Annotated in this window: 25 protein-coding genes and 1 tRNA gene; 8 read left to right on the forward strand and 18 right to left on the reverse strand. The window is 61.0% G+C overall.

Annotated elements, in window-relative coordinates; translation table 11 throughout:
- Window positions 1–2 precede the first annotated feature (2 nt).
- From sufB to iscR, 3 genes are read right to left on the reverse strand one after another with little or no spacing between them, the layout of a single operon-like run.
- Window positions 3–1,532 carry a Fe-S cluster assembly protein SufB gene (gene sufB / locus C8N42_RS10555; protein ID WP_107816540.1) on the reverse strand — a complete coding sequence of 510 codons (1,530 nt, stop codon included), beginning with the start codon at window positions 1,530–1,532 and terminating at the stop codon, window positions 3–5.
- 49 nt (window positions 1,533–1,581) lie between these two features.
- A complete protein-coding gene (locus C8N42_RS10560) occupies window positions 1,582–2,631 on the reverse strand; it encodes a cysteine desulfurase family protein (RefSeq protein WP_245890054.1) in 1,050 nt (349 codons plus the stop codon).
- A 36-nt stretch (window positions 2,632–2,667) separates the two neighbouring features.
- Window positions 2,668–3,129 (reverse strand): Fe-S cluster assembly transcriptional regulator IscR, encoded by a 462-nt coding sequence (gene iscR / locus C8N42_RS10565; protein WP_107816541.1) that lies wholly within the window; start codon window positions 3,127–3,129, stop codon window positions 2,668–2,670.
- Window positions 3,130–3,483: 354 nt separating this feature from the next.
- On the opposite strand from iscR, the gene C8N42_RS10570 reads away from it, so the two are divergent.
- Genes C8N42_RS10570 through C8N42_RS10580 form a run of 3 tightly spaced genes read left to right on the forward strand, consistent with a single transcriptional unit; the run spans window position 3,484 to window position 5,598 of the window.
- The gene (locus C8N42_RS10570; RefSeq protein WP_107816542.1) at window positions 3,484–4,137 is read left to right on the forward strand and encodes an alpha/beta hydrolase; all 654 of its coding nucleotides are present in this window, start codon (window positions 3,484–3,486) and stop codon (window positions 4,135–4,137) included.
- 5 nt (window positions 4,138–4,142) lie between these two features.
- The gene (locus tag C8N42_RS10575; protein WP_107816543.1) at window positions 4,143–4,412 is read left to right on the forward strand and encodes a hypothetical protein; all 270 of its coding nucleotides are present in this window, start codon (window positions 4,143–4,145) and stop codon (window positions 4,410–4,412) included.
- Window positions 4,413–4,419: 7 nt separating this feature from the next.
- Window positions 4,420–5,598, forward strand: a complete 1,179-nt coding sequence (locus C8N42_RS10580; RefSeq protein ID WP_107816544.1) for an HD domain-containing protein — start codon at window positions 4,420–4,422, stop codon at window positions 5,596–5,598.
- Between the two features lie 94 nt (window positions 5,599–5,692).
- Here C8N42_RS10580 and C8N42_RS10585 read toward each other — a convergent pair whose 3' ends face one another.
- Together C8N42_RS10585 and ctaA are read right to left on the reverse strand one after the other, a co-directional pair.
- Complete coding sequence (locus C8N42_RS10585) at window positions 5,693–7,177, reverse strand: carboxypeptidase M32 (protein WP_107816545.1); 1,485 nt, start codon at window positions 7,175–7,177, stop codon at window positions 5,693–5,695.
- A 15-nt stretch (window positions 7,178–7,192) separates the two neighbouring features.
- Window positions 7,193–8,335, reverse strand: a complete 1,143-nt coding sequence (gene ctaA / locus C8N42_RS10590) for a heme A synthase (RefSeq protein ID WP_107816546.1) — start codon at window positions 8,333–8,335, stop codon at window positions 7,193–7,195.
- A 178-nt stretch (window positions 8,336–8,513) separates the two neighbouring features.
- On the opposite strand from ctaA, the gene C8N42_RS10595 reads away from it, so the two are divergent.
- On the forward strand, window positions 8,514–8,918 hold the full coding sequence (locus C8N42_RS10595) for an SH3 domain-containing protein (RefSeq protein WP_107816547.1): 405 nt from the start codon (window positions 8,514–8,516) through the stop codon (window positions 8,916–8,918).
- Window positions 8,919–9,077: 159 nt separating this feature from the next.
- Window positions 9,078–9,455 (forward strand): SH3 domain-containing protein, encoded by a 378-nt coding sequence (locus C8N42_RS10600; protein WP_107816548.1) that lies wholly within the window; start codon window positions 9,078–9,080, stop codon window positions 9,453–9,455.
- Between the two features lie 33 nt (window positions 9,456–9,488).
- Here C8N42_RS10600 and C8N42_RS10605 read toward each other — a convergent pair whose 3' ends face one another.
- Window positions 9,489–10,235, reverse strand: coding sequence for an RNA methyltransferase (locus tag C8N42_RS10605; RefSeq protein WP_107816549.1), 747 nt, complete (start codon window positions 10,233–10,235; stop codon window positions 9,489–9,491).
- Between the two features lie 111 nt (window positions 10,236–10,346).
- Between C8N42_RS10605 and C8N42_RS10610 the strand changes: the two genes are divergently transcribed.
- Window positions 10,347–10,973 (forward strand): thiamine phosphate synthase, encoded by a 627-nt coding sequence (locus C8N42_RS10610; protein WP_107816550.1) that lies wholly within the window; start codon window positions 10,347–10,349, stop codon window positions 10,971–10,973.
- A 34-nt stretch (window positions 10,974–11,007) separates the two neighbouring features.
- Here the strand turns inward: C8N42_RS10610 and C8N42_RS10615 are convergent, their stop codons facing one another.
- From C8N42_RS10615 to C8N42_RS10630, 4 genes are all read right to left on the reverse strand, one after another.
- Window positions 11,008–11,367: a nuclear transport factor 2 family protein gene (locus tag C8N42_RS10615; RefSeq protein ID WP_107816551.1), complete on the reverse strand. Its 360-nt coding sequence runs from the start codon at window positions 11,365–11,367 to the stop codon at window positions 11,008–11,010.
- A gap of 9 nt (window positions 11,368–11,376) precedes the next feature.
- Entirely contained in the window at window positions 11,377–12,234 is an 858-nt protein-coding gene (gene olsA, locus C8N42_RS10620; protein ID WP_107816552.1) for a lyso-ornithine lipid O-acyltransferase, read from the reverse strand.
- Window positions 12,231–13,010, reverse strand: coding sequence for an L-ornithine N(alpha)-acyltransferase (gene olsB, locus C8N42_RS10625; RefSeq protein WP_107816553.1), 780 nt, complete (start codon window positions 13,008–13,010; stop codon window positions 12,231–12,233). The genes olsA and olsB overlap by 4 nt, the downstream gene beginning before the upstream one ends.
- Before the next feature lie 266 nt (window positions 13,011–13,276).
- On the reverse strand, window positions 13,277–13,453 hold the full coding sequence (locus tag C8N42_RS10630) for a DUF3553 domain-containing protein (protein ID WP_107816554.1): 177 nt from the start codon (window positions 13,451–13,453) through the stop codon (window positions 13,277–13,279).
- A gap of 53 nt (window positions 13,454–13,506) precedes the next feature.
- Here C8N42_RS10630 and C8N42_RS10635 point away from each other — a divergent pair, with 53 nt between their 5' ends.
- Window positions 13,507–14,118, forward strand: a complete 612-nt coding sequence (locus tag C8N42_RS10635) for a histidine phosphotransferase family protein (RefSeq protein WP_107816555.1) — start codon at window positions 13,507–13,509, stop codon at window positions 14,116–14,118.
- A gap of 233 nt (window positions 14,119–14,351) precedes the next feature.
- Here the strand turns inward: C8N42_RS10635 and C8N42_RS10640 are convergent, their stop codons facing one another.
- From C8N42_RS10640 to C8N42_RS10675, 8 genes are all read right to left on the reverse strand, one after another.
- Window positions 14,352–15,617: a glutamate-5-semialdehyde dehydrogenase gene (locus tag C8N42_RS10640; RefSeq protein WP_107816556.1), complete on the reverse strand. Its 1,266-nt coding sequence runs from the start codon at window positions 15,615–15,617 to the stop codon at window positions 14,352–14,354.
- Window positions 15,614–16,726, reverse strand: coding sequence for a glutamate 5-kinase (gene proB / locus C8N42_RS10645; protein ID WP_107816557.1), 1,113 nt, complete (start codon window positions 16,724–16,726; stop codon window positions 15,614–15,616). Before proB ends, C8N42_RS10640 begins: the two co-directional genes overlap by 4 nt.
- Window positions 16,714–17,760: a GTPase ObgE gene (gene obgE / locus C8N42_RS10650; protein ID WP_107816558.1), complete on the reverse strand. Its 1,047-nt coding sequence runs from the start codon at window positions 17,758–17,760 to the stop codon at window positions 16,714–16,716. Before obgE ends, proB begins: the two co-directional genes overlap by 13 nt.
- Window positions 17,761–17,826: 66 nt before the next feature.
- Window positions 17,827–18,336 carry a GNAT family N-acetyltransferase gene (locus C8N42_RS10655; RefSeq protein WP_107816559.1) on the reverse strand — a complete coding sequence of 170 codons (510 nt, stop codon included), beginning with the start codon at window positions 18,334–18,336 and terminating at the stop codon, window positions 17,827–17,829.
- Between the two features lie 39 nt (window positions 18,337–18,375).
- Window positions 18,376–18,924 (reverse strand): GNAT family N-acetyltransferase, encoded by a 549-nt coding sequence (locus C8N42_RS10660; RefSeq protein WP_170109271.1) that lies wholly within the window; start codon window positions 18,922–18,924, stop codon window positions 18,376–18,378.
- 307 nt (window positions 18,925–19,231) lie between these two features.
- Window positions 19,232–19,501 carry a 50S ribosomal protein L27 gene (gene rpmA / locus C8N42_RS10665; RefSeq protein ID WP_066701542.1) on the reverse strand — a complete coding sequence of 90 codons (270 nt, stop codon included), beginning with the start codon at window positions 19,499–19,501 and terminating at the stop codon, window positions 19,232–19,234.
- 22 nt (window positions 19,502–19,523) lie between these two features.
- The gene (locus C8N42_RS10670; protein ID WP_107816561.1) at window positions 19,524–20,111 is read right to left on the reverse strand and encodes a 50S ribosomal protein L21; all 588 of its coding nucleotides are present in this window, start codon (window positions 20,109–20,111) and stop codon (window positions 19,524–19,526) included.
- Between the two features lie 248 nt (window positions 20,112–20,359).
- Complete coding sequence (locus C8N42_RS10675) at window positions 20,360–21,253, reverse strand: DUF2059 domain-containing protein (protein ID WP_107816562.1); 894 nt, start codon at window positions 21,251–21,253, stop codon at window positions 20,360–20,362.
- Window positions 21,254–21,460: 207 nt separating this feature from the next.
- Between C8N42_RS10675 and C8N42_RS10680 the strand changes: the two genes are divergently transcribed.
- Window positions 21,461–21,550: transfer RNA gene (locus tag C8N42_RS10680), tRNA-Ser, on the forward strand.
- Window positions 21,551–21,741: the final 191 nt, after the last annotated feature.

Genomic DNA, 21,741 nt, shown 5'->3' on the forward strand with positions numbered 1-21,741 from the left:
GCTTACCCCACAGACCCTTCCAGAGAAATCGCCACAAGCTGCTGCGCTTCCATGGCGAATTCCATCGGCAGCGCCTGAAGCACTTCCTTGGCGAAGCCGTTGACGATCAGCGCCACGGCCTCTTCTTCGTCCATGCCGCGCTGGCGGCAGTAGAACATTTGTTCGTCATCCACCTTCGAGGTGGTCGCTTCATGTTCGACCCGTGACGAGTTGTTGCGCACTTCGATGTAAGGCACGGTATGTGCGCCGCACTCGGAGCCGATCAGCAAGCTGTCGCATTGGGTATAGTTGCGCGAGTTTTTCGCTTTCGGGTGCATGGAGACCTGACCGCGATAGGTGTTTTGCGCCTTGCCCGCCGAGATGCCTTTGGAGACGATGCGCGAGCGGGTGTTTTTACCCAGATGCACCATTTTCGTGCCGGTGTCGGCCTGTTGCATGTTGTTGGTGATGGCGATTGAATAGAATTCGCCCTGGCTGTCGTCGCCGCGCAGCACGCAGGACGGGTATTTCCACGTCACGGCGGAACCGGTCTCGACCTGCGTCCACATCACTTTCGCCCGGTCGCCCCGGCAATCGGCGCGTTTGGTCACGAAGTTGTAGATGCCGCCCTTGCCCTCTTCGTCGCCGGGGAACCAGTTCTGCACCGTCGAGTATTTCACCTCGGCGTCTTCCTCGATGATGATCTCAACGACGGCGGCGTGAAGCTGCGCCGTGTCGCGCTGGGGCGCCGTGCAGCCTTCGAGATAGGATACGTAGCTGCCCTTGTCGGCGATAATCAGCGTGCGCTCGAACTGACCGGTGTTCTCCGCGTTGATGCGGAAATAGGTGGACAGCTCCATCGGACAACGCGTGTTCGGCGGGATGTAGACGAAAGACCCGTCGGAGAACACGGCGGAGTTCAGCGTCGCATAGTAGTTGTCGGAGATCGGCACCACGGAGGCGAGATATTTCTTCACCAGTTCCGGGTGTTCCTTGATCGCCTCGGAAATGGAACAGAAGATCACCCCTGCCTTCTCAAGCTCCTTCTTGAAGGTCGTACCGACGGAAACGGAATCGAACACCGCATCGACTGCCACCTTGCGCTCGGAATTGTCACCGTCGGCGGCAACCTCTTCGGCGCCTTCGACACCGGCGAGGATCATCTGCTCCTTGAGCGGAATGCCGAGTTTCTTGTAGGTTTCCAGAAGCTTGGGATCGACCTCATCCAGAGACTTCGGCTTGTGCTCAAAGCTTTTCGGGCGCGCGTAATAATACTGCTCCTGAAAGTCGATCTCCGGATAATCGAGCATCGCCCAGTCCGGCTCTTCCAGCGTGATCCAGCGGCGATAGGCCTCAAGACGCCACTCGGTCATCCATTCCGGTTCTTCGTTCTTTGCCGAGATCAGGCGCACGATATCTTCTGTCAGCCCTTTCGGGGCATATTCCATCTCGATATCGGTATCCCAACCGTATTTGTATTTCCCGGCGAGGGATTTCACGGCCGCAACCGTTTCCTCCTCGACACCTTCCTTGACCTGAATGTCATCCATCATCGGATCACTCCTTCATGTGCGTCGTCTGCTGGCCTTTTGGCCTTTTGTTTCATGCGGCGCGTTTGCGCCAACGTCCGTAGGCGGCAAGCCAGGCACTGGCGAACCGCTCCAAGTCTTCCTTTGTCACCTCCGGCCCGATGGACACCCGAAGCGCACTTGCCGCATCTTCATCGGAATATCCCATCGCGGTCAGAACCTTCGACGCCCTGACCTTGCCCGAGGAACAGGCCGAGCCCGCCGATACGGCAAACCCTGCCAGATCCATCTGCATCACCTGCGTCTCGCCCTTCCAGCCGGGCGTGATCAGGTTCATCGTATTGGGCAAGCGCACCGCGCCCTTGCCCACAAAGATGGGGTCTTGCACCCCCTCCGCCAACAGCGCTTCGAGATAATCGCGCTTTTGCGCGACCTCTTCCCAAACGCCCTCGGCCAGTTGCTTTGCCGCCCGCTCCGCCGCAGCCCCGAAACCAGCAATACCGATCAGATTCTCGGTGCCGCTCCGGCGCCCCATTTCCTGACCGCCGCCCCTGATCGCAGCCTCGACATCGAGCCCTTGTTTGAGCACCAACGCGCCCACGCCCTTCGGCCCGCCCAGCTTGTGCGCCGAAAGAAGCGCCATATCGCAGCCCAGCCAGTTGAAGGCCAGCGGAATTTTCCCGAACCCTTGCGTCGCATCGCAGACCGCAAGGCCTTCGGGCAGGCTCTGGATCACGCCGGTCTCCGAATTGGCGATCTGAAGCGCGCTCTGGCCGGGCTCCGTCACCGTCACCCGCCCGGAGCGGTCGACCGGCAAATCCGCTGCACACCACGAAGACACCGCTTCATGTTCGATGTCCGCGCAATGCATCCCTTTGCCCGCAAGCGCCAAAGCCGCCGCCTCGGTCGCCCCGGAGGTGAACACGATATCCACACCCTGCGCCCCGAAAGCCTCGGCCACCTGCGCGCGGGCGCGCTCCATGAGACCCTTGGCGGCTCGCCCCTCGCCATGCACCGATGACGGGTTGCCGACCACATCCATGGCCGCAATCATCGCCTCACGCGCCGCCTCAGCCAACGGAGCTGTGGCGTTCCAGTCGAGATATGTACGCGTCTTGTTCACGGTCTTCTTCTTGGCTCAGATACTCATGAATATCCGTCAGTCTTCATCGACCACGGCAAAGAGGCTCGGCACCGCCGGGCATGGGCGCAGTTCATTGCGTACCACGTCCGAAAGCCGCGTCTGATGCAGGAAGACATAGACATGCGCCGATAGCCCCTCCCAGAGCCGGTTGGTCATGCTTTGGGCGCGCGATCCCGATACACCGCCAGAGGCCCCCGCGCCCGTGTGCATCGCCGACACGGTTTCATCCACCGCACCGAGAATGTCCGAGACGCGAATCTCCGAGGCAGGTTTGGCAAGCTTGTAACCGCCCCCCGGCCCTCGAACAGAGGTCACGAGTTCCGCACGCCGCAGCTTGACGAAAAGCTGCTCAAGATAGGGCAGTGAAATATCCTGACGCTTGGAAATCTCCGCCAGAGACAAAAGCCCGCCCTCCGGCTGCAAGGCCAGATCCGCGAGGGCCACCATGGCATAACGCCCTTTCGTCGACAGCTTCATCGTCTTTCCCCTTTTCAACACGACCTTATCGCCACACGGACGCCCCGGTTTTCACACTCTTGCCGCCCTTCCCCGCGATTCCTTGCCACGGGACGACGAAAACAGTCGCAAAAACATTGACGTGCCCGCGTGAGAGCCTTACCTCCATACCACCCGCGCGTGCATTGCTTTCGGTCAATTTAGAATGCTTCTAAATAGCCTGAGCAATTTCGTCAACTATAAACCGCGCCCGGACACATCATGCGCGCGAAGCGGCCAGACCCGAAAGGTCCCGCGCCCCGCGCCCAACAGACTGCCGCGACTGGTGCCGGGGGCGATTTGCCCGTCGGCATCCAATGAGGAGACAGGGACAAGATGCCCGAAGTGATTTTTCCCGGCCCCGAGGGCCGGCTCGAAGGCCGCTACCACCCGCAACCGCAAAAAGACGCACCCATCGCCATCATTCTTCATCCGCACCCGCAATTCGGCGGGACGATGAACAACCGTGTGGTCTACAACCTGCATTACGCCTTCCACAACATGGGTTTCACCGTGCTGCGGTTCAATTTCCGTGGTGTCGGCCGCTCGCAGGGCGAATACGATCAGGGCGTGGGCGAACTGTCCGATGCGGCTTCGGCGCTCGACTATCTACAGTCGATGAACCCGAATGCGAAACATTGCTGGGTCGCGGGCTTCTCCTTTGGGGCCTGGATCGGCATGCAGCTTTTGATGCGCCGCCCGGAGATCACCGGCTTCATCTCCGTCGCGCCCCCCGCCAACATGTACGATTTCTCCTTCCTCGCGCCCTGCCCGTCCTCGGGCCTGATCATCAACGGCACCGCCGACCGGGTCGCACCACCGAAGGACACCCATGCGCTGGTCAACAAGCTGCACGAGCAAAAGGGAATCACCATCACCCATACAGAAATCGAAGGTGCCGGGCATTTCTTCGAAGACCCTTATATGGAAGAGATGATCGGCCATGTGGATACATATGTCCGCCGACGCCTGACCGAAAACACGAGGTAAGCGCCATGGGGATCATGGAGGATCTCGCCGACGATCTGGCCAAGGACACGATTGCAGCGCTCGACATCATTCAGGATGAGCAGCTCATTCAGGACGTTTCACGCGTCATCGGTGCCTCTTCGGTCACCACGCAGGAGGCTTTCATGACCGCCGCCCGTGTGCGTTTGGCTGAAAAGCGCGCACGGGATTACCTGCAAAAACGCATTGCCGAGGCCAAGGGCGGCCGTGCAGCCTCCGCGCCGCCGCCCGGAGCGGAAGACGACATAGAATACTAGGAAGAACATGCCCAAAGACAGCGCCGCCCTCCGCCTCGACGCCCAATACGCCTTTCTGATGGAGGCCGACCGGCTCAAGACGGTGGAGCGCGCCAATCAGCTCATGGACCGTTCGCGCTTCGAGAACTCCGCCGAGCATAGCTGGCATGCCTGCCTCCTTGCCCTTCTTTGTGCGCCGCTCGCAGGCTCCGACGTGGACATCGACCGCGTCCTCGAAATGCTCATCCTGCATGACATCGTCGAGGTGGACGCGGGCGATCATCCGATCCACATCCTCTACGACACCGATCAGATCGTGGCGCGGGAACAGGCCGCCGCCGACCGGATCTACGGGCTTCTACCCGACGATCTCCGGACGCGGTTCCGGGCCACATGGGAAGAATTCGAAGCGATGGACAGCCCGACCGCGCGGTTTGCCAAGGCGGTCGATTACCTCGCGCCCGCGTTGCAAAGCATCGGTGCGCCGGAGCAGATCGACGAGGAACGCGACATCGTCGGCGGCAACCTGCGCCGGGGCCGGGCCGTGAAGGCAAAGGGCATCTTGCCGGAGTTGTTCGAGTTCACCCGCGCCGCGTTCGAGGGCGAGGATACCGATCCGACACTTGCTAGGCGTTTCGCCTTCTGGTGCGAAGCGGACAAGCTCAAATCCGTCTATCGCGCCACCCCCATCGCGGACGGCTCGCGCAAGGAGAACACCGGCGAGCACTCCTGGCACATCATGCTCTACGCGCTGACACTGGCCGATCACGCGGAGGCTGGCGTGGACATCGCGCTGGCGCTCAAGATGCTCCTGCTGCACGACATCGTCGAAGTGGACGCGGGAGACACGCCAATCCACGGCGCGGTAACGCCCGAGGCTTTGAAAGCTCAGGAAGAGGCCGAGATCAAAGCCGCCGACCGGCTTTTCGGCCTCCTGCCCGAAGATCAGGGCGCGATGTTCCGCGCGATCTGGGAAGAGTTCGAAGCCGCCGAGACACCCACCGCCGTTTATGCGAAATCCATCGACCGCACCCAGCCCGTGCTGCACAACCTGTCCGACGACGGCGGCTCATGGCGCACCTATGACGTCAAGCTGCATCAACTCGATGCCCGCGTCGGCGTCAAGATCGCCCGCGGCTGCCCGAAACTCTGGCCTTATATCCGCAGCCAGTGCGAGCCGTGGTTCGTCTCGCGGAACGCTTTGTGACGCCGCTTTTGAGTATTTGAGCCAAGAAGAAGACGAAAGGGCGCCCAATCTTCTTCGTCCTGTCTTCTTCTTGGCCCTCAATACTCATCAGACCTCAAAATCCGTAAATCCCCGCGAATTTCTCTTCGAGATAATCGAGCAGCGGCGCTTCTGTCGGCTCGAACCCGCAGGCATGGAAGATGGTGGCGCGCGGCTCGCGCAGGCCACCGTATTGCTGCAAATGCTCCTTGAGCCACCCGGTCGCGCCCGAGGTGTCGCCACGCGCAAGTTGCGCGTCGAGATCGGGAATATCGCCCCGCAGCGCTTTGTGCAGGCAGCCAGCGTAGACATTGCCCAGAGAATAGGTCGGGAAATAGCCGAACAGCCCCACCGGCCAGTGCACATCCTGCAAACAGCCGTTGGAGATTCTGTCGACCTTGACACCGAAATCCGCCTCGAAGCGGCTGTCCCAGGCCTCCGGCAGGTCGGCGATGTCGAGGGAGCCGTTGATGATCCGGCGCTCCAGATCGAAGCGCAGAAGGACGTGCAGGTTATATTGCACCTCGTCCGCCTCGGTGCGGATATACCCCGGCGTGACACGGTTGACGGCGGCATAGAAAGCCTCCGCCGTGTCGATCCCGAAATCCCCGAACGTGTCGCGCATCTGGCCGAAGAGATATTCGGTGAAGGCGCGCGAACGGCCCAATTGGTTCTCGTAAATCCGCGACTGGCTTTCATGCACCCCCATGGAGACTCCCGCGCCCAGAGGCGTCAGAAGGTAGTCGCGGGAAATGTTCTGTTCGTAACAGGCATGCCCGACCTCATGGATAGTCGAATAGATCGAGTTGAACGGGTCCTCCGGGTTGGTGCGCGTGGTGATCCGGGTATCGAGGCCGGAGCCACTTGAGAACGGGTGCACCGCCTTGTCGATCCGGCCATGGTCGAAATCATAGCCGAAGGTCCCCGCCAGCATACCGGTCAGCGCCATTTGCTTGTCTTCATCGAAGGTGCCGGTGAGACCCTTCGGCTGGGCCGCGCCCATGATCTTGTCGCGTAGCGCCACAAGACGCGGACGCAACGCCCCGAACATCGCCTCAAGTTCCGCCCCCGACGAGCCCGGTTCGTAGTCCTGATGCAGCGCGTCCCAGAGATCGGCGTGTTCCGTGCCTTCCTTAAGAGCGGCGGCTTCTTCGCGGCGCAGCTTCACCACCTCCTCGAACGTGGGGGCGAAATGGTTGAAATCGTCGCGTGCCCGCGCCTCTGCCCAGATGCCCTGCGCCACCGAAGTGACGCGCGCCAGTTCGGCGGCGAGATCGGCGGGCACCTTGGTGTTGCGCGCATAAGAGCGACGCGTGTGACGCACGAGCGCCCTGCCGAAGTCATCGAGGCTGTCCTCGTCGATGGCGGCAAGCCAGTCACCCAGTTTCGGGTCCACGCGGCGGGCGTGCAGCACGCTTTCGATGGCGGCGAATTCCTCGCCCCGCTGCTCAACGGCGCCGCGCGGCATGACGGTTTCCTGATCCCAGCTCAGCCGCCCGGCAATCTGGCCAAGGGCTTCGGTGGTGCGCACATAGGCGAGAAGGTCGTCGAAAGCACTCATGATTTGCCTCACAGGTTAAGCGGAACGGACGGATTGGGGTTGCGGGTAATGCGACAGGAAACGGGCGCGCGAAATCGCAACGAACAGCGCCACCGCGCCGACCTGATGGGCCAGCCCCAGCGCCAGAGGTGCACCATGGACCAGCGTGGTGATGCCGAGGATCACCTGCAGAAACAGCACCGCCATCATCAGCGTGAAGGCACTTGCGGTCGCCCGGTTGGCGGATTTGCGGCCCTTGAGCCAGGTCACCAGCCCATAGATGAACAAAAGATAGCCCGCCATGCGGTGCAGGAATTGCACCAGCGCCGGGTTCTCGAAGAAGTTGCGCCAGATCGGCGTGATGTAGAATGGATCGGGCGGCAGCACCTGCCCGCCCATCAGCGGCCAGTCGGTATAACCCCGTCCCGCGTCGATACCCGCGACCAGAGCACCCAGAAGGATTTGCAGGAAGGCGAAGTGCAGCAGGCCGGTAGACATGCCGAAGAGTTTGGCATCCTTGGCCCGGCGCGCCTGCATCAGTTCGGGCTCAGTGCGCCCAAGCAGGAACACATACCAAGCGATGAAGCCGAGGATGACGAAGGCGAGTCCGAGATGCACCGCCAGCCGGTAAGACGCCACATCGAGCCTCTCGCCCGCAAGCCCGGAGGACACCATCCACCAGCCGATCGCCCCCTGAAGCCCGCCCAGAGCCCCGATGAAGATCAGCCGCTTGTGCCAGCCGGTCGGCACCTTGCGCGCCAGCGCAAAGCCCGCATAGCCAAGCGCCCATACAAGCCCGATCACCCGACCGAGGTTGCGATGCCCCCATTCCCACCAGTAGAGCGATTTGAACTCGGAAAGGCTCATGCCCTCGTTCTGCAACTGGTATTCGGGGATCTGCTGATATTTCTCGAACTCCGACTGCCAGTCGGCGGCGTTCATCGGCGGCAGCGCGCCGGTGACGGGTTTCCATTCCGTGATCGACAGCCCGCTGTCCGTCAGGCGGGTCAGCCCGCCCACGGCGATCATGGCCATGACCAGTGCGAAAATCACCATGAGCCAGATGCGAATCCCCTTGCGCGCGCCCTTGCTGCCCTTTTCGATCAGCCCGCCCCTGGGCGTCTCCTTCGGCTTCTCGCTCGTGCCGACTTCCTCGAAAATGCTGCGTTTTCCGGCCATGGGTGCCTCTTGTCGTTGCCTGAGCCAGAACCTAGGCAGCCACGCGCCGAAGGGCAAGCGCGATAGCGCCGATCCATTGGCGAAAACCCACCTCATCACGGAAATGCGCGTGCAACGTTTGGAACCTTGCCCCCGTCCGGTCGGTTGATCCTGCAAAACGACGGAAAGGAGATGTCTCATGACAGCCCGACGCAATATTCTCGCCGCCGCAATCACGGCTTCGTTTATCGGTGCCCCGATGGTGGCCACAGCCCAAACTCACGCCGCCCCCCAGGCAGCGGTTCAGGCGGATTACGTGGTCAAACCCGGCGTGACGCTCAACGCCCGCAGCGGCCCCGGCACCGGCTACCGCGCAGTGACGTCCTTTGCCCCCGGCACCCCCCTGAAGGCGCTGGACCATTCCCGCGGCTGGGTGAAAGTTACGGCCCATGGAGGCGCGCCACTCTGGGTCTCCGGTGCCTATCTCGATGCGATCAACCAGCCACAGAGTCTCAAACAGGGTCTCAAGGTGATCCCGCAGGCGAAACCCGACCCGAGCAAACCCGCGTTCGAGGGGGATTACCCGCTGGTCATCCGCCAGTAAAACCAGAAGGCAGATTTACACACACGACTTGGGAAAAGCAGGGCTCCGGCCCTGCTTTTCCCACATTCTGCGACGGAACCGTAGTCCATGGCCGTTTGAGATCAGGAACCGTTCTTCATTCGGTATGATGTGCGGTATGAGCAGAAAAGGACATAAGCCATGAAATTCTCCATGAAATCCCTCACAGCCATAGCGCTGAGCGCACTGATGGTGGCCGCGCCCGTCGCGAGCTTTGCGCAAAGCCAGCCGCCGCAGCAACAAGGTCAAGGTCAGTATTACGTCAAACCCGGCGTCACCCTGAACGCACGTTCGGGCCCCGGCACGGGATACGGCAAGGTGACCGCGCTGAAACCCGGCACTCAATTGCAGATCGTCAAGAAACAGGGCGACTGGGCGCAGGTGAAAACCGGCAATGGCACATTGTTGTGGGTGTTTCTGAACTACCTGACGCAAAACACGCCGCAGGCCCAGAAGGCCGCCCCGCAACCGGGCAAACCTGCGCCGCAACCACAACAACCGCAACCGCCGCGCCCGTAACGATCTGACGCAAGCAACCCGAGAGCGCGGAGCTTATCCGCGCTCTTTCCAACGCTTCATCTGGCGCATCATGCCGTGAAACACCTGCACATCGGATTTCGTCAGCGGCATACGCGACCAGAGATTGCGCAGAACCAGTTTCATCCCGTCGGCTTTCTCCGGCGGAAAGAAAAAACCGGCCTCGTCGAGCACCGTCTCGTAGTGATCGCCAAGCTTCTCGACCTCGATATGACCAGCCCATTCGGTTTTCGCCATTTCCATGACCTCGGGCACGGCGTCCGTGGTCTGACGCCCCCATTCATAGGACATCAGCAGAACCGCCTGCGCCAGATTGAGCGAGGCGAATTCCGGATTCACCGGCACGGTGACGATGGCATTGGCCTCCACCACATCCTCGTTCTCAAGCCCCGCGCGCTCCGGTCCGAACATCACGCCGACCTTGCGCCCTTCGGCGATCAGGGCGCGGGCATGTTCCATGGCGCGTTCGGGTGTCATCACCGGCTTTGTGATCCCGCGCATCCGCGCCGTGGTGGCGAAAACGTAATCGCAATCCGCAACAGCCTCGCGTACCGTTTCGAAATGTCCGGCCTCGTCGAGCAAACGCCCGGCACCGGAGGCCATCGCCACCGCCTTCGGGTTGGGCCAACCGTCACGCGGCGCCACGACCCGCATCCGGTCCAGCCCAAAATTCCACATCGCCCGCGCAGCGCCCCCGATGTTCTCGCCCATCTGCGGGCGAACGAGGATCATGGCGGGTGTCGGGCCTTTCAATTCAGACATGCAGGCGCTCCTTTAGGGTTCCGCGCGCAATAGCGGCATTTGTCCCTGCTCGCAAGGCTTCCGCCCGGCCCCAAGCTGCGCTATAGGGGGCGAAACTCCGTGAGGTATTCCATGTCCGAGCCGCAAAAAGAACTGCCGCAGATTTACCTGCTGACACCGACCGCGTTCGATCCCGAAGAGTTCGCGCCGAAACTGGCGGCGGTTCTGGACGCCCATGAGGTTGCCTGTGTCCGCCTCGCGCTGGCCTCGAAGGACGAATATGTGCTGGGCCGCGCGGCGGATGCCTGCCGCGAGGTCTGCCATGCCCGCGATGTCGCCATCGTGATCGAGAGCCATGTGGCTCTGGCCGAACGGCACGGGCTTGACGGGGTGCATCTCACCGACGGCGCGCGCTCGATCCGCAAGGTGCGCAAGGTGCTGGGCGATGACGCGATTGTCGGCGCGTATTGCGGTGCATCACGTCACGACGGGCTGACTGCGGGCGAGATCGGCGCGGATTACGTCGCCTTCGGCCCGGTCGGTGACACCGGTCTCGGCGACGGCACGAAAGCGCCGCGCGATCTGTTCGAATGGTGGTCGCAGATGATCGAGGTGCCGGTCGTGGCCGAAGGCGCTTTGACGGTTGAGATCGTCAAGGACTTCGCCCCGGTGACGGATTTCTTCGCCGTGGGGGATGATATCTGGTCGACAGAGGACCCGGTGAAAGCGCTTGGGGATTTGATTGCGGCGATGGGGTGAAGGCACAGGCAAGCTTAGATTACGCGTATCATCGCTACTCTCCGTGCCAATCATATAGTGGCGCTGTAGTGGTGAACTCACGTAAGTATCTAATTTTTCCAGCTTTAAGATCACAAATTGAAGCTCCTTCAAATTCATGGCGCATACCATCAAACAAGCAGATGAAAGACCATTGAGCAGCTTCAAACTCTTTTCTCACCCATAATCGTGTTACGTCCCATCGCTGAACGTGACCAGTTTCCAACCACTTGATCATCCAGTTTTCAACAGTCTGCTTTCCCCGATAAACAGGGCCATAACATTCCACGATTTCACAATCATCTGTGAGACATGAAAGTACTGCTTCCACGTCACGCACCTTCCAGCTTTTAATGTATTGTTCAATCACAGACATAAAAGCTCCTCACACATCCACATACTCCGCCGGTACCTCCGGCAGTCCCGACCGCACCGCCGCCTCGCAGCGCAGCGCCATCTCCTTGCGGTCCTTCACGTCCTTCACCGCAATCGGGTCGTGGAAAACCACCTCCACCGCGCCCTGTGGACTGGCTTTCAACACCTGCACCAAGGACGGCCCGAACTCCATATCGCCCCACCAGCCGTAAAACCGCACATCCTCGCCCTCGGGCGCGATGTAATGCACGGTCACGGGCTGAATCCACACCTCGTCACGCAGCTCGGGCGTGAAAAAGGCGGCGAACAATGTCGGCTTGAACGGCAGCACCCGCAGGCTGTCCGAGGACGTTCCTTCCGGAAAGAACAGAAGCTTGTGCCCCATGTGCAGCCGCTCCTCGAAGAGGCGTTTCTGCGCGGCGGCTTCCTTGCGGTCGCGGTTGATGAAAACCGTGCCGGTGGCCTTGGCCATGGTGCCGATCCCCGGCCAGTTCGCAACCTCCGCCTTGGAAACAAAGAAAATCCGCTGCACGGCGTTCAGAACGAAAATGTCGAGCCAGGTGGAATGGTTCGCCACCACCGCGCCGTGATGGGTCATCGGGCGGCCCTTGACCGTGAGTTTCATGCCGAGACATCGCAGCGCGGTGCGTGACACGAAACGCGGGAAAAAAGACGACCATGGGCGGCGCTTGCCAACCAGAAGCGCCTCGACCGCGCGGGTGAGCAGCATCAGCACCATGCAGATCACGATCATCAGCACAATCGGCACACCACGTCGCAGCGCGCGCCATGTGCCCCATTTGACCGGTTTCGGGTCAGAGGGCGGGATACGGCTTTCCCAGAGCGGGCCATTCTGCCTGTCGCTCATACCCTGCTCCCCTTCGTGTACATCGCGCGTTGCCGCGGCGAGATCATCTCCGTATCGAGGATCAAAAGCACGTCGACCGTGTTGAACTCCGTATCGACGAATGCCCCCTCGCCCACCGTACCGCCCAGACGCAGATAGGCCTTGATCAGCGCCGGGATCGCTAGCATGGCGCGCTTACGGTCGATCTCCTCCAGAGGCATCAGATCCATGCTCTGGAAATGCTCAGGCAGGGCGCGCGCGCGCATGGCCTCGGGTGCGAGATGGTTGTGATGCAGCCAGGACAATGCCTCTGCATGACGGCTCACATCGGCGTCAAAGAAGGAAGCCGTGCCGAAGAGTACATCATAACGCTCCTCGATCACGTATTTCGCCAGCCCCGCCCACATTTCGAACAGTGCCATGCCGCCGCGATATTCCTTCGCGACGCAAGACCGCCCCAGCTCCAGAAGCCGCTTGCCCGAGGTCTTCAGAGGCGTGAGATCGTATTCTCCTTCGGAATAGAACCGCCCGAGCTTTTCCGCCTTCTCTCCCGGCAGAAGCCGGTAGACCGCCACACATTGCTCCAAAGGGTCCTCGGACCGGCTCGGGTCGATCAGCATCAGGTGCTCGTAATCCGGGTCGAACCGGTCGGCTTCGAGCCGGGCGACATGATCGACCATTTCACCATCCGAGCCCAGTTCCTCGACAAACACCCGATAGCGCAGCCGCTGCGCCGCCCGCAGGTCCGCCGCATCGCGTGCAAATCTCAACTGAAACGGCGGCTTGGCGGCGCTCATGGGAGTCTCACTGCTCGGCAAGGGCGTCACGAAACCTGTCGGACAGCTTTCGGCACCACCTGCAAGGGCTGATGTTTATACCTTCTGGCCGCTTGCCGACATGCTGGACGCGGTTTGCATGGCCTTCGGTGGGCGGGTTTTAAGATTTTGTTGATTTCAATGCAACAGACTGCCGATAACCCGCACGGGAATATTCACGCAAAGATTGTAAGCCACTGCGGCTTTTGCGACCATCGAAGAGCACGGACCTCATCGGACACGGGCTTTCAAAATACGGGGAGGAGCGCAACACGCCGACTGTCGATCACGATCTTGCCCGCATGCTGGAACATCACCGTGATCTTGCCATTGATATTGGACTGCACCTGACCGAGACCCCACTCGGTCTCTGTTGGATGGCGCACCATCTGCCCCGGTTCCAACATCGCATTCAGATCTTCCATGCCTTCGCACCTTTCCAGACAAAACTCTCAGCCTCGCCACTCCCGGAGACCCCATGACCGCAAACCCAGCTCAAGACCTGACCCGAGACATCGCCGCCATGATCGGCTCCCGCATCTGTCACGATCTGATCAGCCCGGTGGGCGCGATCTCGAACGGTGTGGAGTTGCTGGCGATGTCCGGTGCCGGTTCCGGCCCTGAGTTCAGCCTTATCTCCGAAAGCGTGGAGAATGCAAACGCCCGCGTGAAATTCTTTCGCATCGCTTTTGGAATGGCCTCAAGCGGCCAGATGACCTCGCGTGCGGAAATCTCCGGCATCCTCAAAGCGGTCTCGACGGCGCGGTTGACCTATGACTGGACGCCCGCGGAGGATCTTCCGCGCGAGGAGGTCAAGCTGGCCTGTCTCATGCTCATGTGTCTGGAAACCGCCCTGCCCCGTGGCGGTGCGATCAAGATCGGCTACACCAACGGTCAGTGGCAGTTGCGTGCCTCGGCTGAGCGGCTGGAACCCACCCCCGATCTCTGGGCCCGGCTCGGATCGGTCACCGGACCGCAAGGTCTTAAACCCTCCGATGTGCAATTCCTGCTCGCCCCCATGCAGGCCGCCGCTTTGCGACGCCGCATCACCCACTGTGCGGGCGATGGCATGATCTCTCTCTTTGCCTAAAGCGCCCCGCCTTTAACCTGAGCCATCAGATAAAGGCGGAGTGCGTGGCAATGCTCATATCTTGCTCTGCGTTCCACACAACATCTCGCGTCGCATCCGTCACATTGCGGTCAAGTTGCGCGTTTGTCCCCGCGTTAACCTTAACGCCACCGCACAAGGCTCCGGAGAGCAAAAGGCGCGCCGGTCTCCCCGCACGCCCTTTTCATTGCAGATCAAATACTCCGGCCCTGCGATCAGGCCCGCACCGCACCCTCAGAGGTCACGAGATATTTGAAACTCGTCAATTGCTCGGCGCCGACAGGCCCGCGCGCGTGCATCTTGCCGGTGGCGATACCGATCTCCGCGCCCATGCCGAACTCGCCGCCATCGGCGAATTGCGTCGAGGAGTTGTGCATCAGAATCGCGCTGTCGAGGCGGGAGAAGAAGCTCTCCACACTCTCCGGCGTCTCGGAAATGATGCAATCTGTGTGCGAGGAGGAATAGCGCTGGATATGCGCGATCGCCGCATCCACATCCTCCACAACCTTCGCCGCGATGATGCTGTCGAGATACTCGCGACCCCAGTCCTCTTCCGTGGCGGGTGTCACCGCTTCGACCATGGTCTGCACGGCGGCGTCGCCCCGCACTTCGATGTCCTTCTCAATCAGCGCGGCGATCAGGTCGCGGCCCAGTGTCCCGGCGATGTCCTTGTGGATCAGCAGACATTCTGCCGCACCGCAAATCCCCGTCCGACGGGTTTTCGCGTTGAGCACGACCTTCATCGCCTTCTCCGGATCGGCGGAGGCATCGACAAAAATATGCACGATGCCTTCGAGATGCGCGAACACCGGCACGCGGGCCTCACGCTGCACAAGGCCAACCAGGCCCTTGCCGCCACGCGGCACGATAACGTCGATGTAATCGGTCATATGCAGCATTTCGGTCACCGCCGCCCGGTCACGGGTCGGCACGCGCTGGATTGCGTCCTCGGGAAGCCCCGCCGCGCGGAGCCCGGCCTTGAGACAGGCATGGATCGCGCCGGAGCTGTGAAAGCTCTCCGAACCGCCACGCAGGATCACCGCGTTGCCCGCTTTGAGACACAGCGCACCGGCATCCGCCGTCACGTTCGGGCGGGACTCGTAAATCACGCCAATTACCCCAAGCGGCGTGCGCACACGTTTGATATGGAGCCCGTTCGGACGGTCCCACTCGGCAATCACATCGCCCACCGGGTCTTTCTGCGCTGCGATTGCTTTCAAACCGTCGATCATGCCCTGGATACGAGCTTCATCAAGCTTGAGCCGGTCCATCATTGCCTCGGTCAGGCCCTTTTCACGACCAAAGGCAAGGTCTTTTTCATTCGCCTCGATGATCTCTGAGCGGCTTTCCCAAAGCGCGTCTGCGGCGGCCAAAAGCGCCTTTTCCTTGGCCTCGGAGGAGGCCGTCGCAAGCGCACGGGCCGCCTCTTTCGCGCGGTGGCCCAGCTCTTTCATCATCTCTTTCACGTCAATATCGGTCATGTCACCAAATCGTCTCTATGGATCAGGGCGGCCCGGCCAGGATAGCCGAGGATCGCCTGTATGTCTTCGGAATGCGCGCCCTTAATGGCTTCCGCCTCATCCGAGGTGTAGCGCGACAACCCGAGCCCGATGCGCGCCCCGTCAGGCCCGAGCACGACGACTGGTTCGCCGCGGCCAAAATGGCCAACAACCTCCTCGACGCCGACGGGCAACAGGGATTTTCCGCGTGAAAGCGCCGTGACCGCGCCCGCGTCGATATAAATCTCGCCCTTGGGCTTCATCGCGCCGATCCAGCGCTTGCGGGCGTGTTCCGGGTCCTCTGCGGCCAGAAACCATGTCGCCCGCGCACCGTGTTCGAGCGCCTTCAGAGGCCGGTCTTTCGACCCTTCGGTGATCGCCATGGTACAGCCACCAAGCGTGGCGGTTTTCGCGGCCATCACCTTAGTCTTCATGCCGCCTTTCGAGACACCGGAAACCGGATCGCCCGCCATGGCCTCGATCTCCGCCGTGATCTCCTTGACCACGGGCAGATGCACGGCATCCGGATCGAGCGAGGGGTTCGCGGTATAGAGCCCGTCCACATCGGACAAAAGAACCAGCCGGTCCGCGCCGATGGTCACGGCGATGCTGGCGGCCAGACGATCGTTGTCGCCATAGCGAATCTCATCCGTCGCCACCGTGTCGTTCTCGTTGACGATGGGCACCGCCCCCAAAGACAGCAGAGCATCGAGCGTGGCCCGCGAATTGAGGTAGCGACGGCGATCCGCGCTGTCCTCCAGCGTCAGCAAAATCTGCGCCGTGGTGATGCCATGCGGCTCAAGCACTTCCTGATAGGCACGCGCGAGGCGGATTTGCCCGACGGACGCTGCCGCCTGCGACTGTTCCAGCGGCAACTCTCCCGCAGGCAGATGCAAAATTCCCCGCCCCAGGGCGATGGAACCCGAGGACACAAGGATCACATCCGCGCCCTGGGATTTGAGCATGGCAACGTCCTGCGCCAGACCTTCGAGCCAATGCGACCGCAACTCGCCGCGCTCCACCAGAAGCGCCGAGCCGATCTTGATCACGATGCGTTTCGCTCCGTCGAGCGAGGCGGTCAGGGGTGCCACGCTTCGTCTTCCTCATCGCCCTCTTCGGCCTGTTTGATCCGAAGACGGTCCATGGAAATCTCGGCCTTGAGCGCCCGGAGCACCGTATCGACCCCCTCGCGCGACACGCCGGACATGGTGTAGACGCGCCCACCGGAAGCCTCTTGAAGCGCCGCCAGTTTCTCCTCCACCTCTTCGGGCAGAAGGCTGTCGATCTTGTTGAGCACAGTCACGCGCGGCTTGTCGCCGAGGATGTGCGAGTAATTGTTGATCTCCGTGATGATGGTCTCGTAATCCGCAACCACATCCTCGGACGTACCATCAATCAGGTGCAGAAGCACCGCGCAGCGTTCGACATGGCCAAGGAAGAGATCGCCAAGACCACGCCCCTCGGACGCCCCCTCGATCAGGCCGGGAATGTCAGCCACGACGAATTCCGCCCCGTCGATGCCGACAACGCCGAGGTTCGGGTGCAGCGTGGTGAAGGGATAATCCGCGATTTTCGGACGGGCATTCGAAGTCACCGACAGGAAGGTCGATTTGCCCGCGTTCGGCAGGCCCAGAAGCCCAGCATCCGCGATCAGTTTGAGACGCAGCCAAATGGTGCGCTCGATCCCGGGCTGGCCGGGATTGGCCTTGGACGGCGCCTGATTGGTCGAGGTTTTGAACCGCGCGTTGCCCCAGCCGCCATTGCCGCCCTTGGCAAGCACGAATTTCTGCCCGACCTCGGTCAGATCGGCAATCACGTTTTCCTCGTCCTCGTCGAGCACTTCCGTACCCTCGGGCACCCGCAGGATGATATCGTCGCCATCCTTGCCGGTGCGGTTGTTGCCCATACCGGCCTGACCGTTCTGGGCAAAGAAATGTTGTTGGTAGCGGAAGTCGATGAGCGTGTTCAGCCCGTCGACCACCTCGATGATCACCGAGCCGCCCTTGCCGCCATCGCCGCCATTCGGCCCGCCGAATTCGATGAATTTCTCACGCCGGAAGGAAACGCAGCCGTTCCCGCCGGAGCCGGAGCGGATGTAAACCTTGGCAAGATCGAGGAATTTCATAACTCTTGTCCTTTGCTGCCCCGTTTTGAGGCTTTCGGGCAGATGTATCTTGCCCATGCGTTAAACTCAATTGCCGTTTCGCGCCTCAAACGCCGCGCGGGTCAGGATCATGTCGATCCGGTCGACCTCATGACCTCGCGCAAGGCATGGGGACCGCGACGTTCCGGTCTCGACAAAGCCCATGGCGCGCAAGACCTTGGAGGAGCGGACATTCATCGCGAAATACCCGGCCTCGATCCGGTCCTGTCCGGTGGCAAACCAAGCGGACAGAACCGCCCCCGCCGCCTCGGGCATGATCCCCTGCCCCCAGTACGCCCGCCCGAGCCAATAACCGAACTCGCCTTCACAACCGATGGTGCCGACGATCCGGCCCTTATACTCGATCCCGAAGACAAAGGCTTTCGCCGCCACCCTTCGGGCGAACCAGTTCGCATCGTGGACAGAATACGGATAGGGAACGCGGGTCAGCCATTTACTCACCTCAATGTCATTGAGCACGCGCACAATATCGGGCGCATCCGTCGCTTGATACGGACGCAGGATCAGGCGGTCGGTTGTGAGGATCGTATCGGTCATCGGGGTCTTCCTTGGTGGCGACCCCGATTTTGGGGTCTTTCAGAGTTTGCGCAGGTAGGTCCAGGTTGGGACATGCGCCCCACGCGCGACGGAATAGGTTTCCGCATCGCCGAGATATTCGAAACCACAGGCGGTCACCACACGCGCAGAGGCCTGGTTATCCTGGAAAATTTCCGCGAACATTGTTTTGGATTTCATCGGGTTGGCCTCAACAATCGCAGCAAGCGCGGTGCGGGCCAGCCCCGTGCCCCAGAACGCGGGAGCGACCCAGAAGGCCACTTCGCACTGATCGCGGTCGAGCGGTTTGAGCGAAATCACCCCCAGCACCTCGGAAAGGCCGTGGGCAGACCCATCGAGAATCCACACCTTTTCCTCGGTCTCGGGTTTCAGCGAACGGGCCACGAAAGCCTCCGTCGCCCCTGGCGGCATCGGATGCGGCAGGGAGCGCGAATTGCGCGCCACGCGCTCGTCGCTGACATACATGTTCAAGAGACCCGCATCCGAGTGGCGCGGCGGGCGCAGCACGAAGCGCTCCGTCTCAATCACAGCCTGTGCGCCGTGGTCCAGCCTGTCGTCAACCAAGTCCATTCTCATCTCTCTTCCTCCAAATCTGCTGCCACGCGCCTCTCTCCCAAAGGCGGCTTCCGATGCTCCTGCGCAGAGGGCCGGAAAGCGGGCCTGTCGTATCGGCGATCTGCGCCCAGAGGTGCAGGGTATCCGCGTTCTACGACAGTCGTATTAACCACAGATGAAAGCTGCGGTAGCACGAAGACACATTTGGCTCAGTTTTCTGTTTCATTTCAAGTCATCCGTGACCGGACACCTGAGCGCCAAATGGAAAAAGGGGACCGGCCTGCGCCGATCCCCCTGATGTTCAAACCTGATCGAGGTCGGCTTATTCAGCGGCCTCCGCCACCGGAAGCACGTCGATAAAGGTACGTTTTTTCAGGCCCTTACGGAAGGAAACCTTACCGTCGGTGGTCGCAAAGATGGTGTGATCCTTGCCCAGCCCCACGCCTTCGCCCGGCCAGAACTTGGTGCCGCGCTGACGCACGATGATGTTACCGGCAATGGCCTCTTGGCCGCCGTAGAGTTTGACGCCGAGACGGCGACCTGCGGAGTCGCGACCGTTACGGGACGAACCGCCTGCTTTCTTGTGTGCCATGGTGTTCTCTCCTTAACGTGTCTTACTTGGCCAGTTCTTTGGCCTGTTCAACCCATTCGGGCTTCACTTTGACGGCATCGAACGCGTCGGCGTCGACAGCGGCGAGCTGAGCGAAGGTGGTGATCCCGGCCTCGTTCAGTTTCTTCGCAGCAGCCGGGCCCACACCGTTGATCGCGGTCAGATCGTCCGCACCCGCAGCAGCCGGAGCTTCGGCTTTCGCGGCCTTCTTCGGAGCGGCGGCAGCAGCCGGGGCGGCAGACACGGAGCCTGCGCCTATGGCGGCTTTCACACCGGTCTTGTCCGCCCCCGCTTCGAGAATGTCGGTGATGCGGAGCAGCGTGAGCTGCTGACGGTGGCCTTTGGTGCGCTGCGAAGAGTGCTTACGGCGACGTTTGACGTAGTGGATGAGTTTCTCACCCTTGATCTGGTCAATGACTTCGGCCTGTACGCCGGCGCCGGCCACGAAGGGCGCGCCGATGGTGGAGCCGACCATCAGAATCTCGTTGAACTGGACTTTTTCACCAGCATCGGCAGCGAGTTTCTCAACGCGCAGAACGTCACCCGCCTGCACCTTGTATTGCTTGCCGCCAGTTTTCAAAACCGCAAACATGCAGTCTTCCTTTCGATATACCCGCGTCCTGTGGCCCCGGCTTGCTTTGATTTTCAAAGCGTTCCGATGTTTGATGCCTCGAACGGCGCGCCCCTCGGAGGGGACGAGATTGTCATGAAAGATGCCCTGTCCCGGAATGGGTTCCGACAAAAAGACATCACCCGGTCGAGCCCAAGGGACCGCCGGGTGCGCGGTATATCGGGAATCATCGCCGAAAAGTCAAGTCCGCAGTGCCCCGAACAACGGCCTCAGAGCTGTTCGCCCTCGTATTTCTGCATCAGCATGGCCGTGCCCGCGCCCAGGCCCCGCGACAGGTGCTCATAGACCGCATCGAAGGAGGCGAAAAGCGCACGGTTCAGGTCCTGCCCCGCATCGGTCCGGGCAAAGTCGATATAGGCTTCGAACTCGTCATCGGTCAGCGGCTCATAGGCCAGCGTCGAAAACCCGTAGACCCATTCGGACACATCGGCGCGCACCTCCGGTTCGCTGGCCCAAATCTCATTCAGGAGATCGCTGTCGCTCATTCCCTCCTCGGCCTCAAAGCCTTCGCTCCAGAGACCGCTGTAATAGGCGATATCGCTGTTCATCGCACCGACGACGTTCATTTCGACGAGATCGTTGACCTGCACGTAATCCTCAATCAGCCGCGCCCGCTCCGTATCCGGGTCGAGTTCCGCCCACGCTTGCCCCGCTGCGGCCTGTGCCGCGTCGTCGGACATCGCCTTGCGCGTGTCCAGTTCGAGCCGTGCGATACGCCCCCCCAGATCGGTAGAGAAGAACGCCACCATCGGGGCAAGATCGCACCCTTTCAAAGCCTCGGCCATCTCGTCATGGAAAGCCTTCGACATAACCTCCGGATCATAGAGGCGGTCCAGCATATCCTTCCACGCAGGCTTTGGCACACCATAGCCCGCATCGACGAAATCGCCGACCATATCCTGCCCCTCCCGGGCTAGGACCGTGACCACCTCGTCGAACAGCATGGCATCCATCAACTGCTCAAGCTGCGCCTCGTCGACCTCCGCCTTGGCAGCCAAAGGAAGGGTCATCGCCATGATTGCACAAACCAGCCCAGCCAACCCGGCGCGCAGGCCCGCGCGCAGGTCGATTTCCATGGATTTGGCGCGTTTCAGAGCAGTCATGCTGATCCTTTCCCGAAGCACTGTGCTGGACAGCAGCTAAACAAAGAGTTGAGGAAGGAACAAGTCACGACATCGAAATCTTCCGCCCCGGCGAAATTTCGCACCGATTTCGCAATACCTGTCGCAACGATTGCTCAAAAGAATGTCACGAAAAGGGGTTGCACGCGACGCGCAGCACGGATAAATCACCCGCCACCAGACCCCCGCGGAGAGGTGCCGGAGTGGTCGAACGGGGCGGTCTCGAAAACCGTTGTCCCTTCACGGGGACCCAGGGTTCGAATCCCTGTCTCTCCGCCACTTACCCTTGCAAGTAATTGATTTTATTTGGAAATTTCTCCAGATCAATCACCTTTGCATGTCGCGTTGCATGTTTGGGGAAAGGCTAGATCAGGCCGATTTGAAGCCCGGAAGGGACGCAAGCAATCACGAAAACGTGAACATCGCGACGACCTTCTAAGATACTCCAAAGCATAAATAGATGTGCAACG

Origin of the sequence: Celeribacter persicus, from assembly GCF_003050785.1 — a bacterium.
GTDB classification, from domain to species: Bacteria; Pseudomonadota; Alphaproteobacteria; order Rhodobacterales; family Rhodobacteraceae; genus Celeribacter; species Celeribacter persicus.